We start from the raw sequence: 16422 nt of genomic DNA on the forward strand, positions 1-16422 counted from the left end.
GATCGGTTATATGTTGTCAAGCGTGGTGTCGAGCCGCGCACGCAGTCGGACCTAGGCACGCACGACGCCGAGGCAGCGAGCGGTCAGTGCACTCGGTCGGCAGCAGAATCGCATCCTGGTGCTCAGGCGCCCGCGCGCGGGGCAACGGCCGTGTCGACGACCGAGCTATCCGTTCTGGCTGCGGTGAGCAGAGCGCCTCCCACGGAGACGCCCGGCTCCCAGAAGAGGAATATGTCGCCGCCATGGGGCCCGATGAGGACCTGCCCGGATGGCAGCCGCGCTTTGATCGTGGCAGCTCCCGCGGGTACCGCGGGTCGCCGGACGTCCCCGACGCCCCAGTCGCCGGGGCCGCGGGTGGTACCGGCGGCGTTCCGTACGGCGGGTTGCTCGCGTCTGGCTGCTCCTGCTCAGCTCATCCGGACGCCGGGTGATCCTTCCCGTCGGCGCTGCGGGTCAGCAACGCCAGATCACTGGTGGGCCTGACTTCAGACTTCCCACGATGGTGTGACCATCGTCGCTGATCGTCCGGGGGATGGGCGGATATTCGCCGAGCCCGGTGCTCGGCAGTCGCACAACCTTGCCCTGGCTGCGGACGAAGGCGCCGGCGGGTTCGGCACCGACCGCCCACCCGGCAGTGTTGATGCCGCGGTAGACAATGGGTTGCCCGTCCCTGCCGAGTTGCTCGAAGGTGTGGTTCGAACGCCGGTAGCGGAACGGAATCCGCACGTCGTTGTCCTCGTCCTGTCCCGTTGGCTGCACCGCACCGAGGATCCAGTCCCCCCGCGCGTCTGTGACCTCGAAGCTATAGGCGGGCTTCCCGTCGATCTTGGGCAGGGGAGCCAGCTCGCCGGGTGCGGTCAGTGATGACCATGTGTATGGCCGGATAGTATCGGCGCCCACCAGCTCGCCGACGACGGTACCGTCGTCATCCACATTGACCGCCTGGCCCGTGAGGAAGCCGGCGGGCATCGGCAGCCGGACCGGCTCAGCCGTGGCCGATCGCCACAGCACCGGGTGTTGCCCGTCGTTGTCCAGCGCGTAACCGACAATGACGCCGGCGTCGTTGACCGCCATCGCGCGTCCGGCGGTGACCCCGCGCAGCCGAACCCAGGCGTGGCCGACCCACGCGTATGGCTGCGGGTTGCGGTCCGCATCTGCTGCCTCGCCGACCGCCTCGCCGACCGCGACGCCGGAGCCGTTGATGTCGTGCAGCTCCGCGTTGAAACCGGGCGGCTCGGTCGTGGGTTGCAGCGTGCTGCCGTCCCAGATCAGCGGAAGGTAGTTGATGTCAGCATTCGGAACTGCGGTACGGCCCACCGTCCAGCGACCGCTCGGGTCGGCTCCTGTCACCTCGGTTCGCGCGCTGTGACCCGGCGCTAGAGGCAGTAAAGACGCCACACACCCGTCAGGGACCGTCGCCGGGCTCGGGCGTGCGGCGAGGCCCCGGTCGGGATGCCGGGGCAGTGCGGCCAGTCCGGTGGAGATGCCCGTGACGGCTACCACGGCGGCGGCAACGGCGGTGACCACGGCGGTGACCCGGCGGTTGCGCCGCCGGCGACGACCCACGGTGATCGCACGCTGCATGTCGAAGCGGGCGCCCGGTTCCGGCTCGCCGGCGAGGTGGCGCAACAGCGCGGCGGCATGCTGCTCGCCGGGCGCGCCGTTGGGTCGAGGGGTCATCGCGCCGCTCCCGTGTCGGTAGGACTTTCGGTGAACGTCTCGAAACGCTCGCCCAGCCGCCGCCGCATCGCTTCTAGGCCGTGCGCCGTCTGGCTCTTGACCGTGCCGGGTGAGCAGTTCAGCAGAGTCGCGACCTCGGTGACGGGCAGGTCGCACAGGAAGCGCAGCACCAGCACAGCCTGCTGCCGGGACGGCAGCGTGGCCAGCGCGGCGCGCACCGTGGTACGGGCGTCGGCGTCCGAGCCGCCCTCGTGCACCCGGTCGGCGAGGACGCCACCGAACAGGCGTACCCGCCACCAGCCGCGGCGGCGCTCGTCGAGGAATGTACGGACCAGGATGGCGTTGACGTAGGCGTCGAGGTTGCGCACATCGGTGACGGGCCAACGCACGTACAGCTTCACCGCGGTCTCCTGCACCAGGTCGTCCGCCTGATGGCTGTCGCCGCACAGGTGGTAGGCGAGTCGCCGCAGCGCCGGTTGGCGCGCCTTGATGAACTCGGTGTACTCCTGCTCTTCGGTGGCCCGCATCGTCGCTCCTAGCCCGGCCCGCGGGGGCACGGCGGCAAGGAGACTGTCACGGGCCGGTTCGCTGCGCCAGGCGGCAGCAACCGATGAGACCGCTGTCACCGTCATGCCGTCACCGCGCTGAGCCGATGGACCGCTGTCACCGGCGTACCCGCTTCGACCGCGACGCGGGGTGCCGGTATGGCCGGTATCAGGGTGGAACCGGTGCCCCGCGGCACGTGCCGGCGTGCCGCCCCGGACGGCTCAGCCGGGCCTGGGTCGAGGCTTCGGTCGACGAAGATCGCGTACCACAGGCAGAAGATCAGGACGGTCCATACCTTGCGGGAGTTGTCCGCCTCGCCCCTGCGGTGCGCGCGCAGCAGTTCGCGGGCGTACTCCAGGTTGAGCAGGGTGTGGGCGCCCGAGGTAGCCAGCACGTCATCCACCCAGTCGCCGAAGTCGCCGTGCAGCCACACCCGTACCGGTGTCGGCAGGCCCAGCTTGGTCCGGTCGGCCGCACCCGGCGGCAGCAGATCCCGCAGCGCGTGCCGCAGCGCGATCTTCGTGTCGCCCTGCCGGTTCACCTTGAACTCCGTCGGCACCGTCGCGGCGACCGCGAATACCTCCGGGTCCAGGAACGGGACCCGCAGATCCAGAGCATTGGCCATCGCCATCCGGTCCGCCTTGGTCAGGATGTCGCCGGGAAGCCCAGTGTGCATGTCGATGTGCTGCATGGCGGTCACCTCATCCACATCGGCGGCCTGGGCGTACAGCGGGCCTGTCACGGCTGTATGCCGGATTTGGGAAGCGTGCTCCCCGAGCAGCGCGGACCTGCCGGCGTCGCTGAAGATTCGGGCATTGCCGTAGTACCGCTCGGCGAGGTCGACCGCGCCCCGTTCGAGCAGGCTCTTGCCTCGCACCCCGTCGGGCAACGCGGCCGACACCGCGGCGAGGCCCCGGCGCAGCTTCGGCGGCAGAGCGGTCAGCGGGGCCAACGACAGCGGTTCCCGGTAGATCCGGTAGCCGGCGAACAGCTCGTCGGCACCCTCACCGGACAGCACGACCGTGACCTGCCGGGCAGCCTCGCGGGCCAGGAAGTACAAGGGCACCAGGGACGGATCGGCGAGAGGGTCGTCGAGGTGCCACACGATGCGCGGCAGCGCGGCGATCGCGTCCTGCGGACTCACGAGCACCTCCGTCAACGGCAACCCCAGGTGCTCGGCCGAGTGCCGGGCCAGGTGCAGCTCCGAGTACCCTGGAAGGTCGAATCCCACGGTAAACACCGGAAGGGTCCGGTCGACCTCGGCCGCCAGAGCCACCACACCGGTCGAGTCGACGCCGCCGGACAGAAACGCCCCGAGCGGCACGTCCGCGACCATGTGCGCCCGTACGCTGTCGCGCAGTGCGTCGCGGATCCGGCCCGCCACCTCGTCCAGCTCTCCGCGACGCGCCGGCGTGAACCGGGTCTGCCAGTACCGGCCGAGCACGGGCTCGCTCCCAGGCGTGAAGTCCAGCGTTCCACCGGCGGACAGCCTGCGGATCTCGGTGTGCATGGTCGCGGGTTCGGGAACGTACTGCATCGTGAGGTACTGCGACAACGCCGCGCGATCCAGGGTGGGCGACGGGCCGGCGAACGGCAGCAGTGCCTTCTTTTCGCTCGCCACCACCAGGCTGTCGCCGGTTGCCAGGTAATAGAACGGCTTGATGCCGAACCGGTCTCGGGCCCCGCTCATCCGGCCCAGCTGCCGGTCCCACACCACGTAGGAGAACATGCCCCGCAATTGCTGCGCCGCCGCGGCACCCCAGTAGTAGTGCGCTGCGGCCACTACCTCGGTGTCACCATCCGTGTCGAACTGCGCGCCGTACTGTTCGATAAGCGAGCGGCGCAGTTGTCGGTAGTTGTAGAGCTGGCCGTTGTAGACCACGACGTACCGTCCGGCGTCCGGACCGCTGGGCGGGTAGCTCAGCGGCTGGTGGCTGCCGGTCGGATCGACCAGAGCCAGGCGCTGGAACGCCAACACGTGGCCTGCGCCGTGCACCACCTCGGTCTCGTCCGGTCCGCGGTGGTACAGCGACCGGACGGCAGCCGTCGCGGTAGCCACGCCGGGGCCGTCTGCCAGCGGGCCGAAAACTGCGAGCAGTCCGCACATCGTCATTCCTGTCGTTCGATTCTCCAACGGCGGGTGCCGCCACCCCTGCAGACGGGAGGCTTGCCGGCTCGCGGACAGAAATGTGAATTGTTCGATGGGATACAACCAAAAGTGCTCCGGCTTGCGTCCCTGCGATGGCATTCCCACCGCTCCTGGAGCACAAGCGGCGAGACGAGCCGCCCGAAAGCCCGCCAGACGTAGGGTCTGGCGGGCTGCACCGGGAACAGCCGCCGTGGCGAGCCGTCACCGGCCGGCCACCGCAGCGTGTCACCAGATACCGCTCGTGGACGCCTTCGCGCCGCTAGCGACTACACCGGGCCGTGCGGTCCGGCGGGCCGCTCGAGTTTCGGTGGAAGGACCCTGTCCGCCGCGTATGGCTACACGTCGACTTCGAGGCGCACCTACAAGACTTCTACCTGCAACGGCGTGGTTTCAGAGTCACCTCGGCAGGCCTGGTAAGACTCGACCTCCGGCCAGCTTGCCACCGAGAGCTGAGGATCAGTAACCCACCCGGCCTACCACCTCCGGCGCTGGCCCTCGAAGACCATCTCAAAGACTCACTCAGTCGGCGATCCCCCGCATCAGCAGCAATCGGCCGGACGCCATCCGTCTCGAGAATGGTCTTCGATGACGAGAGAGCACCTCGCACATACCTGTGCACGGAAGCCCCCCACTGGCGTGACGGACGCTCCGCTAACGCTGCGGCTCGCCGGCGGCGACACCGTGAAGAACCCGTCCGCCCCGACCTGCACGGGGCTCCCTGGTGAACTGACCGCTCAGGCGGTGATCGAGCCGGACAAGCGGCGCAGCCTCCCGTCAGGGCACCCTGATCGTCGCCGACCCAGGGCACGTGCGACTGGCTCTTCTCCCCCGAGCACATGACGCATGGAATGGCCGCCGTCATGGCAGTCAGGCGTCCTTGACTTCGGCATGAGCGAACATTTGATGGACATGGTGGGTGACGCCAGAACTCGTGAGACGCCGTGCGAGATGCGCCAGGACTCCTGGTACGGAAACACACACCAACATCGCACTGACGTAGCGGGCAGCAAGGTCGTTGAGCCGGTCTGGGGCAGGGCCGGTGTTCGGAGCCGCCGTGTCGGAGACCGACTTGCACTCCCACGGCGCTGACCTCGAGGAACGCAACCGCCTGAAATAACGCCCACGGCGAAACCGCAGCTCACCGCTTGATCGATTGTGTCCGAGGACCGACACCGTAGATACGCACACGGTGATCGCCCAGAGAACGCTGCCGCTGCTCCTTCGCAACTGAGCGATTGCCCCCGGCGTTGACCTCACCTTCCCGTACCGGCACCGAGGGCTCCATCGACGCGGCCGCTCCACACGGCACCAACGGATCCGAACGCGAGGTCGCCGTCGTACGCACTGAGACGGACCTGCATCGCGGCCTCGGGGGCAGGCCTCATTGTGGCCACGTCGTTTGATCTCGAACAACGCGGCGTCGGCGCGTGCGGGCTGGGCGCGATCGTCGACACGCCGACGCTCGCTATGAAGAATCCGGCCTCGCTGACCTCGTGAGGGTGCCGCGCAGACGCCACCGCTTCGCGGAAGCGTTCACGGTGGGCCTCGCGGTCATGTGGCCGTGGGCGAGAACCAGATCAGTTGCCTGAGCCGGTCGGCACTTTGCCACCGGACCGCACGAACACCGGCATGGTGTCCAACGTGGTGGTGACCTGTTGGGTGGTGCCGCCGGCGTACGTCCTGCCGGTGAAGTAGTCGGTCCACGTACTGCCCGGCGGGAACCAGACCGTCGAGGTGGCGCTGGTGCCCGCCTCGGTGACCGGCGCCACCAGGAAGTCGGGGCCATACATGTACTGCGCTCCGGCGGTCGCGTACGCCTCCTGCTCGCTGGGGTAGGCGAGATACATCGGCCGGGTCATCGGCATCCCGGTCCGGTTCGCCTCGGCGGCGGCGTTGTACGTGTACGGCAACAACTGCTGCCGTAGGCGCAGGAACTTCGTGGCGGACGCCCGGGCGGCCGGCCCGTACTGCCAGGGCAGGCGGTCGCTGTGGTTGGAGTGCAGCCGGTCGATCGGTTGGAACGTGCCGAACTGCACCCAGCGCGCGTACAAGTCGTCGGGCAGCTTGGTGCTGCCCGGTTCGCTACCCGGCTCCTGCAGGCCGAACGTGTGGCCGCCGATGTCGTGGCTCACGGCCGCCAGGCCGGTCGCGGCAGACTCCCCGGGCGTGTAGCCGACCTCGAACCGCAGCGTCTCCCAGTTGGAGATGGTGTCGCCGGTGAAGTGCAGGGTGCTGCGCTTGTCGGCCCAGGGGCCTACTGGCGATGGCGCCGCGCCGGTCTGCAGGGATCCGTACGCGCGGGAGAACGCGAAGCCCTTCTCGGCGGCGTACTGCAGGTTGATCCAGGCGTCCGGGCTGATGCCGGCCAGCGTCGACCGGGAGGAGTCACAGCACCAATCCAGCCACCAGAAGTCCACGCCGGTCGGCGCCATGGCCCGGTGCAGGTCCATGTAGGCGGCGAGCTGATCCCGGTCGGCCCAGTCGAAGGTGTAGCAGTCCGGGCCGCTGTTGCAGCCGGTGCGCTGCAGCTTGCCCTTGGCGGTGACCTGGGCCGCAGCGAACTTCGGGTCGGCGCCGCGGATGCTGGGGTGGATGTTCAGGGTGGTGTGCGCCCCTTGTGCGTGCAGCCAGTCGAAGAAGCCCCTCGGGTCCGGGAACCTCGTCGGGTCGATCTCCCAGCCGTTCCACTTGTCGTCCCGCTTGAAGTCGGTGTCGATCACCAGTACGTCGAGCGGGACGCCCTCGGCGCGGAACCGGTCCACGATCGCCCGGTAGTCGGCCGCCGTGCGGTCGAAGTACTCGGAGTACCACACGCCGTAGGCCCACTGGGGCAGCAGGGCTGTCGGTCCGGTGAGGGTGTTGAGCTCGCGCAGCGCCCGAGCGTGGTCCTGACCGTAGGCGAAGACATACCCGTCCTGGTAGCCGCCGGTGTGGGTCAGGCGTTGGGTGACACTACGGGTGCCCGGGTCGAACTGCGCCGCTGCGGTGTCGTCTAGCAGCGACCAGCCGTCCGCGTAGAGGATGCCGGCATTGGTGACAGCGGAGCCGTCCACGCCGTCGAGGGAGCGGCGGTACCCGCCGAGCGGCGCGTGCGGTGCCAACAGCGGTGTGCCGGACGGGGTCACGGCGACCGTGTCGATGTTCACGTTGCAGCTGTCGTCGGTGGGGCAGCCGAGCTTCACGGTGTTTGTGCCGGCGGCGAGTGTGACGGGCGTGGCCACCGTGCGCCAGTAGTCCCACCCGCTGGTCGGCGCAAGTGTGGCGGTCGTGGGCGTGCCGTTGCCCACCTGCACGGTCACATTGCGGGACCGCAACGGCTGCGCGCCGGCACGGGCGTTGGCGTAGCGCATCTGCAGCTGGTATAGGCCGGCCGCCGGCACGCCCGTCACGGTCAGCGTGTCCGAGGCCCCGGCGCGCTCCAGGCCGGCGAGGAATCCCGCGCCCGCGTAGCCGTTGTGGTCGGTGGCCGGCGTCGCGCCGCCGGCCAGGGCGCCGGTCTCCGCCTCGCACAGCGCGCCGAACGCGCACGGCTGTGGCTGCCCCGGGGCCGGGGCCGGATAGGCCTGGCCCGGGCGGATCAGGGTGACACTGTCCACGTTCACCCTGCCGGAGTCGCTTGACCCGCGCCGCAGCGTGATTGCGTGCCGGCCGGCGGTGAGAGTCAGGGGCACTCGGACGACCGCCCAGGCATCCCAGGATCCCGTGCTGGGCAGACTTAGCGGCGAGCCGGCGGTGCCATCTACGGAGATTGTGAGCGAGCGCGTAGTGTTCTGCCCGTCGCTGCCGACGAAGTTGGCGTAGCGGACCGCGTACTCGTAGGTGCCCGCATCGGCGACGGACACCGCGTAGGTCAAGGCGTTGCCGGCCGATTCGAAGCCGGCGGTGAAGCCGGCCCCGGTGTAGCCGGGGTGGTCACTGGCGACTGCGACACCGTCCAGTGCAGCGGACTCGGCCTCGCACAGGCTACCGACCGCACACGACGGAGGGGCGTGGCTGGCCCACGGCGCGGCCTCGACCGGCTGCGCACCGCTGCGGAGTCGGACCGTCAGGTTGTCCGAGCCGAATGGCCCGGAGCCCACCCGGTACCGCAACGTGACGGCACCGGTGTCGATGGTCAGCCAGCCGTCCAGCGTCTGGCTGGTGACCGGTGGTCGCGGGAACCCGCCGCGGTTGACGACATTGACGGTGCCGGCGTCGACGAAACGCGCGTCGCCGGCGTACTCCGTGCGGATCAGCGTCGGCGACAGCACGTCGAACCGAGCGTTCCCAGAGACGATCAACGCGCTGGCCGCGCTCCGGCCAGCAATGGACGCCTGCGCCGACAACCCCGGGCTACCAACCATGGCCGTCACTGTCGCCAGGGCCGTGATGGCGGCGAGCTTCGCGGACCGGTCGACGTAGCGCATCGAGTCCTCCATGTTCAGGGCGAATCGCGCGGCGCCGGCATCGTCGGCGTCGGACGTGATCGTAGCATTTATCTCTATCTATGGATTCTGATGCGCCCACGGTTCGGCAGACTCGGATCGAGTCATAGCGGGGCCGCCCCAAACGCCAGGTCAGGGCCGCCTTTTACCTAGCGGTCCAGCTCGACCCATGCGCTGATTCGCTCGGCCTGGCCGCGTCGTTCGCCCTCGGCGCGGTCGGCTCCGGCGGCGCTCTCGCCGCAGGAGCAGAAGGTCGACCAGAATGCGTCGACGCCACCGACAGCGGAGAAGACATCTGCGAAGGCACTGAGCCGGTCGCTATCCAAGATGAACGTCCTGCGGCGCGCTCAGAAAGTGGTCGATCCGCTTGCGCATGGATCGGTTCATCGGCAGCGTCCGGGGGGCGACACGAACCATTACCCATACCAACTCGTCGACATGGATGTCGCGCTGATGTAGTCCGCAGCGTGCCGGCCACAGCTCATAGCCGGCGTTCAAGCAGCATGGCGGATGGCGAGCCGGTCGAAGAAGGCGTCGAGGCGGCGTACCGTCTCCGGGCCGTCGACGAGGTCAGCGCCTCCAAAGCGGTAGACCTCGTAACCGTTGAGCCGTAGCTCGCGGTCTTCAGTCATCATCTCGGCATAGCGGCGGGGACTTGCCCGGCCGTCGTCGTCCGCGTAGTGCTGCTTGCCGTCGCACTCGATCACGACACGGACCCGGTGTGGCAGCAGTAGAAGGAATCCATTCGCTGCCGCGTCAGTGGCGCCGGCCGTGAGCAGCCTGGCACAGCGGCGGAACCTCCGGGCATGATCACCCGCGGTCCCTGCGCACCGCTGTAGCCGCAAGGCTCGCGACCGGCGGCGCCGACGGGGAGACGGTCACGACGACCGCCGCCACCGCCATGACCGCGGCAAAGACGCCGAACGTCGCGGGCGCGCCGATGCGGTCCAGCAGTACACCACCGACCAGCGGACCGACCGGCTGCGCGATCATCGACAGGAAACCGGCCGCGCTCTGCACCCGCCCGGTCAGGTCCGGCGGCGTGAGCAGGAGCATCGTTGTGGCGAACGCGACGTTGCCCAACGCTGCCACGAACATGCACGGCGCCAACAGCAGGCCGATGACCAGAGGAGCCCGCGTCAGGGCAAGCGCCGGCACGAGCACGGCACAGACCCAGCAACACAGCACGATCACGGTCTGCGGTCGCTCCTGGACCCGTAGCCGCGGCGCGAGCAACGACCCGACAAGCGAGCCCCCGGCGGTGAGCGCCACGACCACGCCGCTGGACTTACCCGAGTGGTCGGCACCGGCGGTTGTCGCGATCGAGGCCAGCATCACCCCGCTGAACGCCATGTTCATCCCGGTGCCGAAGATGACCAGGATGGTGCGCAGATACGCCTGTCGCCAGAGGAACACCAGGCCACCGACGACTTCGCGTGGCGCGAGCGGGGCAGCTGCCCCGGGCCGGGGGGCGGCGCGGGCGCGCACCAGGAGCAGACACCCGATCGAGAGCGCGAGACCGACGACCGTCACGACGAACGGCAGCGCGGGCGACATCCCGAACAGCGCCCCGCCGACCAGCGGGCCGACCAGCCGGGCGGCCGCCGTACGGGCCTGCATCCGGGCGGTGGCGGTCGCGAGGTCATCGGCGGGCACCGCCGCCCGCAGCAGGGCGACCGTCGCCGGCGAGTGCAGCGCGCCCAGCGCGATGATGGCGCTGTTGGTGACCGTCACCAGCACGACCGGCGACCGGCCGGCCGCGACCGCGACGGCGAGCAGGCCGGCCACGGCGATCGCGCCGAGCTGGCAGGCGAGCATCAACCGCCGGCGCTCGGTGGCGTCCGCGACGGCACCGCCCGGCAACGCGGTGACCAGCAACGTCACGGCCGAGACTGAACCGACCAGGCCGGCGGCGGTGGCGGACCCGGTCTGCGCGAGCACGAGCAGTGGGGCGGCGAGCGCGAGGAGCTGGGAGGCCAGCGCGGAAAACAGGCCACCGACCCACAGCAGTCGGAAGTCCCGGTTGGCCCGCAACGGCACCGGAGCCATACGTCCCCCTCGCTCTCTCACGTCCCCTGGCGATGTCCCTGGTCGGGGAGCGGCTCGCCCGCGGGGACCACCCGCGGACGAGCCGCTCCCGGCCGCGGCCGGGACGAGCCCCGAACCTTCGCAACCGTTCCTAGTACGCGAAGTGGCTGCTGATCAGGCTGATGCAGGCACAGTCCTTGGCCGGCTTCGCCGGCTTCAGACCCTGCAGAACGAGAATCTGGGCCATTTCCTTCACCTCCCCTCGGTCCACAGCGGCGCGGTTGTCGGCAACCGTTCCTAGTACGCGGCGTGGCTGCTGATCAGGCTGATGCAGGCACAGTCCTTGGCCGGCTTCGCCGGCTTCAGACCCTGCAGAACGAGGATCTGGGCCATCTCTTTCACCTCCCCTCGGTCCACAGTGATGTGGTTGCCGGCGACCGGGTGTCGACGAAGGGCAGAACAGATCCCCCGTCGAACACCGCGTGCAGGGCGAGCAGAACCCCCGCCGAGCCGGTCGCCAGGTCCATGGACAGCCGCTGCAACGCGGCTCCGGGAAACGCCAGGTGCTGGCCGTGCGGCAACGCGTGCCAGCGCAGCCGGCGGACGTGCTCGAGCATGACCGCCCGGTCGTCGGGCTCCGCCAGGTGGTTGAGCACCGCGATCAGACCGGCCCGCCCCTGCATGAGGCCGGGTTGGAAGATGTAGCCGGCGCGGCAACCGCGCCGCACGCCGGCCACCGCCGCGGCGAACCGGGGATCGTCGCGGTAGCGCAGATACTCCCGCAGCACCATGGCCAGGCCGCCGCTGCCGTCCTCCAGATAGAGCAGGTGGGTGGTGTCGTCGCGCACCTGGAGCGTGCCGTCCGCCAGCCAGACGCACCGGTCGAGATCGCGTCGCAGCGCCGTGGCCGCCGCGTCGAGGTACCTGCTCTCGCCCGTCTCGGCGTACAGGTGGATGAGCAACAGCGCCGGGCCGGCCAGCCCGCGCGTCAGCCCCACCCGCGCGGGCAGCCGCAGGTGCGGTGGGGCGGCGTCACCCCGGATCAGGGCCGCCAGTTCCTCGCCCGCACGCGCGGCCGCATCCCACAGCGCGTTGTCGCCGGTACGGCGCCAGAAGTGCAGCAGGTTCAACGCGACTCCCGCCGCGCCGTTGACGATGCCGGCGGCCGCCACCCGGTCGTCCGACGCCCGGGCGCGATCCAGCATGTCCAGGGCCTCGTCGCAGCGGCCGAGCAGGTCGAGCGTCAACGCCACGCCGTGCAGGCCGTCGTACAGCCCGGTGGTCACCTTCCCGGTGTACCGACGCGCCGCGCCGGCCAGCCACCGGACGTATTCGTCGGGCACGTCCGCGCCCACCCGGTGCAGGGCGAGCAGGACTCCCGCGGCCCCGGTGCGCAGCGTGACACCTCCGGTGACGAACTGGGCGGGATCGCCGGGGAAGAGCCGGTCGGCGCGCTCCAGCGTGGCGCTGGCGCGGATTCCGCCGACCAGGGCGTCCCGGATGCCCGGCCAGTCCGGCTCGGCCTGCGCGAAGCGGGCGGCTGCTTCCTCCGCCGGGTCCGCGCCCGGGTCGCGTCGCGTCCGGTCGACCAGGCGGCGCAGCCGCGGGCCGAGGGATACGGGCGCGCCGAACAGTTCCCCGGCGGCCCGCGCCAGCGTCGGCACCGTGCCCGGTTCGAGTGCGATCAGCTGGGTCATCGGCAGCAGGAGGTACAGCCGCAGGCAGTCCAGGGCGAAGAGATCGACATCCGCTCCGGTGCAGCCGGCCGGAGCCGCGAATCCGGGCACCCCCAGCGCCGGGGGCAGCGGCTCCGCCAGGTCCCCGGCCGACTCGAAGTCGATCAGTACAACAGTGCCGTCGGGCCGCAGCATGATGTTGCCCGGATGCAGGTCGCCGAAGCGTACGCCCCGGGCGTGGATGGCCGACAGCGCGTCCTGCACCTGGTCGACGACATTCATGGCCCAGGACCGGTACTCGGCGAGGGCTTCGGGGCTCGGATCGGGATGCACGAATGGGTAGCGCGCGAACATTTCCGTGATCACGAGCCGCCCGTCGACGTACTCCTGCTCCAGGAAGTGGTGCTCCCAGCACACGCGGTACCCGAATACCGCCGGGACGCAGGAAAGGCCCGCCAGGCGGGTGAGCGCGGCGCGTTCCCGGCCCAGCCGGGCCACCGCATCCTCGCCCGCCGCGTCCAGGCCGGCGTGCGGCCGGGCCTCCCGGAGCACGACCCGCTCGCCGGTGTCCGTCTTCACCGCGAGGTAGATGCCACCGCTGTTGGAGAAGTGCAGGGCCTGCTCCACCTGGTACGGAAACTCCGTGGCGTCGCGGTGCAGGGCGTCCAGATGGGGTCGCAGCACCTCGGGCAGGGCCACGCCGTCCGGAACTTGGAACACCGGCCCCCGCACGTCAGGGACAAGGTGGCCGTCGGGGCCGTACCGGGCTGGCTCCGGCTCGCCCGCCTCGTCCGGGCAGTAGAGCGGGATGAACGCGCCGTAGCGGACGTGCAACGGACCCGCTCCGTACCGCAGGTCGCCGAGAATGTACGGCCCGGCGCTGCCGTCGAGGAGCGCCGCGAGGCCGGTCAGCGCCTCGGTGAGCTGATCCTCGTCGACCGGGTAGATCGTCACCAGCTTGCCGCCGCTGCTGCGCGACACGGTCTTGCTGTTCACCGCCAGTGCGGCCGACCGGCTGCGGAGGAACTTGAAGTTCAGGCCGCGCGCGGTGCAGAAGTCCCACACGAGGTCCAGCACCCGCTCGGCGTCCGACAGTGTGCCCGCCACGTGGATCTTCCAGCCCTGTGGCGGAAGCGGGGCATCGGGGGCCTTGAGCACCACCCAGACGTTCTGCTCGGTGGCGGCCCAGCCCTGCGGCAACGCTCGATCGGCGGCGGCGAACCGGCCAGCGCCGTCCGGCATGCGCGCCGGCGTGTCGAAGAAGCGAGGGTCGGCCAGACAGAACAGCAGATTCTTCTCCGGGTTCATGGTGCCCCTCCCCCGCCGTGGTCCGGCGCCTGTACGAATTCCGTAACAGACATTGCCGTCCATAGATCAACTTGGGCATCCGTACGCACACGTAGTTCCCTCACCTACGTGTTCCGGGGCGACGTACGGGTGACGGTTCGCCGCACCTCCGCAAGGCGCGCCGCACCGGCCGCCGACGAGGCGGGCAAAGCTGTCGGAAATCGCGATTTGTCGGCGAAGAGCCCACCGCCGTCAGCGGCGCCGCTCAGCCCCTCGCGCGCCCGGCCGGCCCCCGCCGCGATTGCCGACGACCTCCGGAACGTCGCGCCCGCGCGCCAGGCGGCTCACCGCCGTCGCCCGGGTGGTCACGCCGAGCTTCGTGTATATCCGCGACACGTGCGTCTGCACGGTGCGCACGCTGAGCACCAGCCGATCAGCGATCTCGGGATTGGAATGCCCCGCCGCGATGTGGGCGGCGACCTCGGCTTCACGACGGGTCAGTTTCACCCCGGCCCACTCGGCCACGGCGTCGGTCCGATTACCGAGTCGCCGGCGAAGCTCGTGCGCGCCCTCCTCGAGCGGTCGCGCCCCGCCGCCCGCCACGATATCGAGGGTACGGGCGATTGAGATTCCCCCGCTTTGATGGAGCGGTGGTTAGCTGCCGCCGGTCGGGGCAGGGGTGATGATGTCTGCTGGGGTCTGGGTGGTTTGTCGAGCGTGCCAGGCGGTCTCGTACTCGTCCGGGCTGAGGTAGCCGAGCTCGCGTTGGATGCGGCGGGTGTTGTACCAGCCATCGATGTAGGCGAACAGGGCGTTCTCGGCCTCGTCGCGGGTCCGCCAGCTGGTGCGGTAGACCAGTTCGATCTTCAGGGTGGACCAGAAGTTCTCCATCAGCGCGTTGTCGGAGGAGTCGCCGACCGACCTTATCGAGGCCGCGATTCCGTTGTCGGCAAGGCGTTGCGAGAAGCGGAACGACGTGTAGTTCGAGCCCCTATCGGAGTGGTGGATGAGCTGGCCGTCGCGGACGTCACGCGACCAGATGCCGTACTCGAGCGCGGACAGGATCAGGTCGGTGTCACACCGGTCGGAGGTCTTCCAGCCCACGATCCGGCGGGAGAAGACGTCGCGGACCGCGGCGAGCCAGAACGCGCCCTCTCCGCACGGGATCCGGGTGGCGTCGTCGACCCACAACCGGTTCGGCGCGGCCGGGGTGAAGTCTCGGTTGACCAAGTCCGGTGCCGGGGTGTGCCGCGGGTCCTGCCGGGTGGAGCCGCCACGCCAGCCGCGGCGCAGGAACGCGCCCTGCCAGCCCTGCTGCTTCATCAGCCGCTCGACGCGTTTGCGGCCGACTCGGATGCCGTCGCGGCGCAGCTGCCGGTGCACCCGGTCGGCGCCGTAGGTGCGTCCGGACGCTTCCCAGATCTCATGGATGTTGCTGATCAGAGCGAGGTCGACCAGGTCCCGGTCGCAGGGCTGCGCGGCCTGCTGCTTCCACGCGTAGTAGGTCGACTCGCCAATCTGCAGGACCCGTAGCAGGAGCGCGACCGCGAAGCGGTCCGAGTGTTCGTCGATGAACGTCATGACCGTCGCCGGGTCGGGTCGAGCTCCGCCGCGAAATACGCGCTCGCCGCCTTCAGGATCTCGTTGGCCCGGCGCAGCTCCGCGTTCTCCTTGGCCAGCCGGCGGTTCTCCTCCAGCACGTCCGTACTCGGCCGGTCACGCCGCTCACCCGCGTCCGCCTCGGCCTGCCGGATCCAGTTCCTGAGCGCCTCGTGATGCACACCCAGCTGCTCGGCCAGCTGCCGGATCACCGGCTTCGGGTCCGACTCGCGATACAGGCGCACCGCCCGCGCTCGCAGCTCGTCGGGGTACTTCTTCGGTGCTGCCACAGATGCTTCCTCCCCATGGTCATCAGACCATGATCAAGGAGCTCCATGAAAGCGGGGGGAACTCACCGAAGACCACACTGCCGGTCACCGTCTGCCCCGGATTCGGCCGCGGCCACCAACGGGTCACCGGTCGATGTCCACATCGCCGCCCACATCATCAACCTGGCGCACCGGGCCCTCCGTCGACGAGCGTGTCACCGACTGACCGCCGCCATCGGCTGGCGGGGACACCGCCGACGACGACGGCGACGCCGGTGCTGGCAGGGGAGCCGCCGAAGCCGGCGGCGTGTTAGGCGACGGGTCCGGACCGATGCGCACACTGCCGCGTACACCACGGACCTGGGCGACTCCACCTCCGACGCTCGAATCAGTCACCGACTGCCCGCCACCCTGCCGGCGAGCACCAACCGCACCGACCACCCCCCAGGCCATACTTGCCAGGCCGACGAACAGCCCGGGTCAAGTCCCGTGGAGTGGTGTTTGGCGTTCGCGCGTGATTCTTCGTTGTTGGTTATGCGCTGAGCGCTGGTAGATCGTCGGTGGTGGCCTCCTGGGCGTCGGTGACGATGAGGGTGAGGCGGGATTTGGCGAGGACGTCGAGGCCGAGGTAGCGGCGGCCTTCGGTCCATTCGTCGTGTTGTTCGGCCAGGACGGCGCCGACGAGGCGAATGAGTGCGTGGCGGTCGGGGAAGATCCCGACGACGTCGGTGCGGCGGCGGATCTCGCGGTAGAGGCGCTCTTGC

General features: G+C 69.8%; 12 protein-coding genes. All 12 read right to left on the minus strand.

The features are described from left to right. Positions 1 to 453: 453 nt before the first annotated feature. Entirely contained in the window at positions 454 to 1629 is a 1176-nt protein-coding gene (locus AB0J80_RS38025; RefSeq protein WP_364714647.1) for a hypothetical protein, read from the minus strand. Positions 1630 to 1676: 47 nt separating this feature from the next. Continuing rightward, on the minus strand, positions 1677 to 2207 hold the full coding sequence (locus tag AB0J80_RS38030) for a SigE family RNA polymerase sigma factor (RefSeq protein WP_364714649.1): 531 nt from the start codon (positions 2205 to 2207) through the stop codon (positions 1677 to 1679). 101 nt (positions 2208 to 2308) lie between these two features. Next, positions 2309 to 4285 (minus strand): asparagine synthase (glutamine-hydrolyzing), encoded by a 1977-nt coding sequence (asnB, locus tag AB0J80_RS38035; RefSeq protein WP_364714651.1) that lies wholly within the window; start codon positions 4283 to 4285, stop codon positions 2309 to 2311. Between the two features lie 1667 nt (positions 4286 to 5952). Then, positions 5953 to 8781 carry a TIM-barrel domain-containing protein gene (locus tag AB0J80_RS38040; protein ID WP_364714652.1) on the minus strand — a complete coding sequence of 943 codons (2829 nt, stop codon included), beginning with the start codon at positions 8779 to 8781 and terminating at the stop codon, positions 5953 to 5955. Positions 8782 to 8948: 167 nt separating this feature from the next. Beyond that, positions 8949 to 9125, minus strand: a complete 177-nt coding sequence (locus tag AB0J80_RS38045) for a hypothetical protein (protein WP_364714654.1) — start codon at positions 9123 to 9125, stop codon at positions 8949 to 8951. 168 nt (positions 9126 to 9293) lie between these two features. After that, positions 9294 to 9506: a hypothetical protein gene (locus AB0J80_RS38050; protein ID WP_364714655.1), complete on the minus strand. Its 213-nt coding sequence runs from the start codon at positions 9504 to 9506 to the stop codon at positions 9294 to 9296. A 103-nt stretch (positions 9507 to 9609) separates the two neighbouring features. Next, positions 9610 to 10848, minus strand: coding sequence for an MFS transporter (locus AB0J80_RS38055; RefSeq protein WP_364714656.1), 1239 nt, complete (start codon positions 10846 to 10848; stop codon positions 9610 to 9612). A gap of 377 nt (positions 10849 to 11225) precedes the next feature. Next, positions 11226 to 13811, minus strand: a complete 2586-nt coding sequence (lanKC, locus tag AB0J80_RS38060) for a class III lanthionine synthetase LanKC (protein WP_364714658.1) — start codon at positions 13809 to 13811, stop codon at positions 11226 to 11228. A gap of 231 nt (positions 13812 to 14042) precedes the next feature. Further along, complete coding sequence (locus tag AB0J80_RS38065) at positions 14043 to 14393, minus strand: helix-turn-helix transcriptional regulator (RefSeq protein ID WP_364714660.1); 351 nt, start codon at positions 14391 to 14393, stop codon at positions 14043 to 14045. 51 nt (positions 14394 to 14444) lie between these two features. After that, complete coding sequence (locus tag AB0J80_RS38070) at positions 14445 to 15371, minus strand: IS3 family transposase (RefSeq protein ID WP_364714661.1); 927 nt, start codon at positions 15369 to 15371, stop codon at positions 14445 to 14447. Then, positions 15368 to 15679, minus strand: coding sequence for a transposase (locus AB0J80_RS38075; RefSeq protein ID WP_364714663.1), 312 nt, complete (start codon positions 15677 to 15679; stop codon positions 15368 to 15370). The genes AB0J80_RS38070 and AB0J80_RS38075 overlap by 4 nt, the downstream gene beginning before the upstream one ends. A gap of 511 nt (positions 15680 to 16190) precedes the next feature. Beyond that, on the minus strand, positions 16191 to 16422 hold a 232-nt coding region (locus AB0J80_RS38080), incomplete at its 5' end, for a transposase (RefSeq protein ID WP_364714665.1).

Origin of the sequence: Actinoplanes sp. NPDC049548 (assembly GCF_040676695.1) — a bacterium.
Taxonomy (GTDB): Bacteria; Actinomycetota; Actinomycetes; order Mycobacteriales; family Micromonosporaceae; genus Actinoplanes.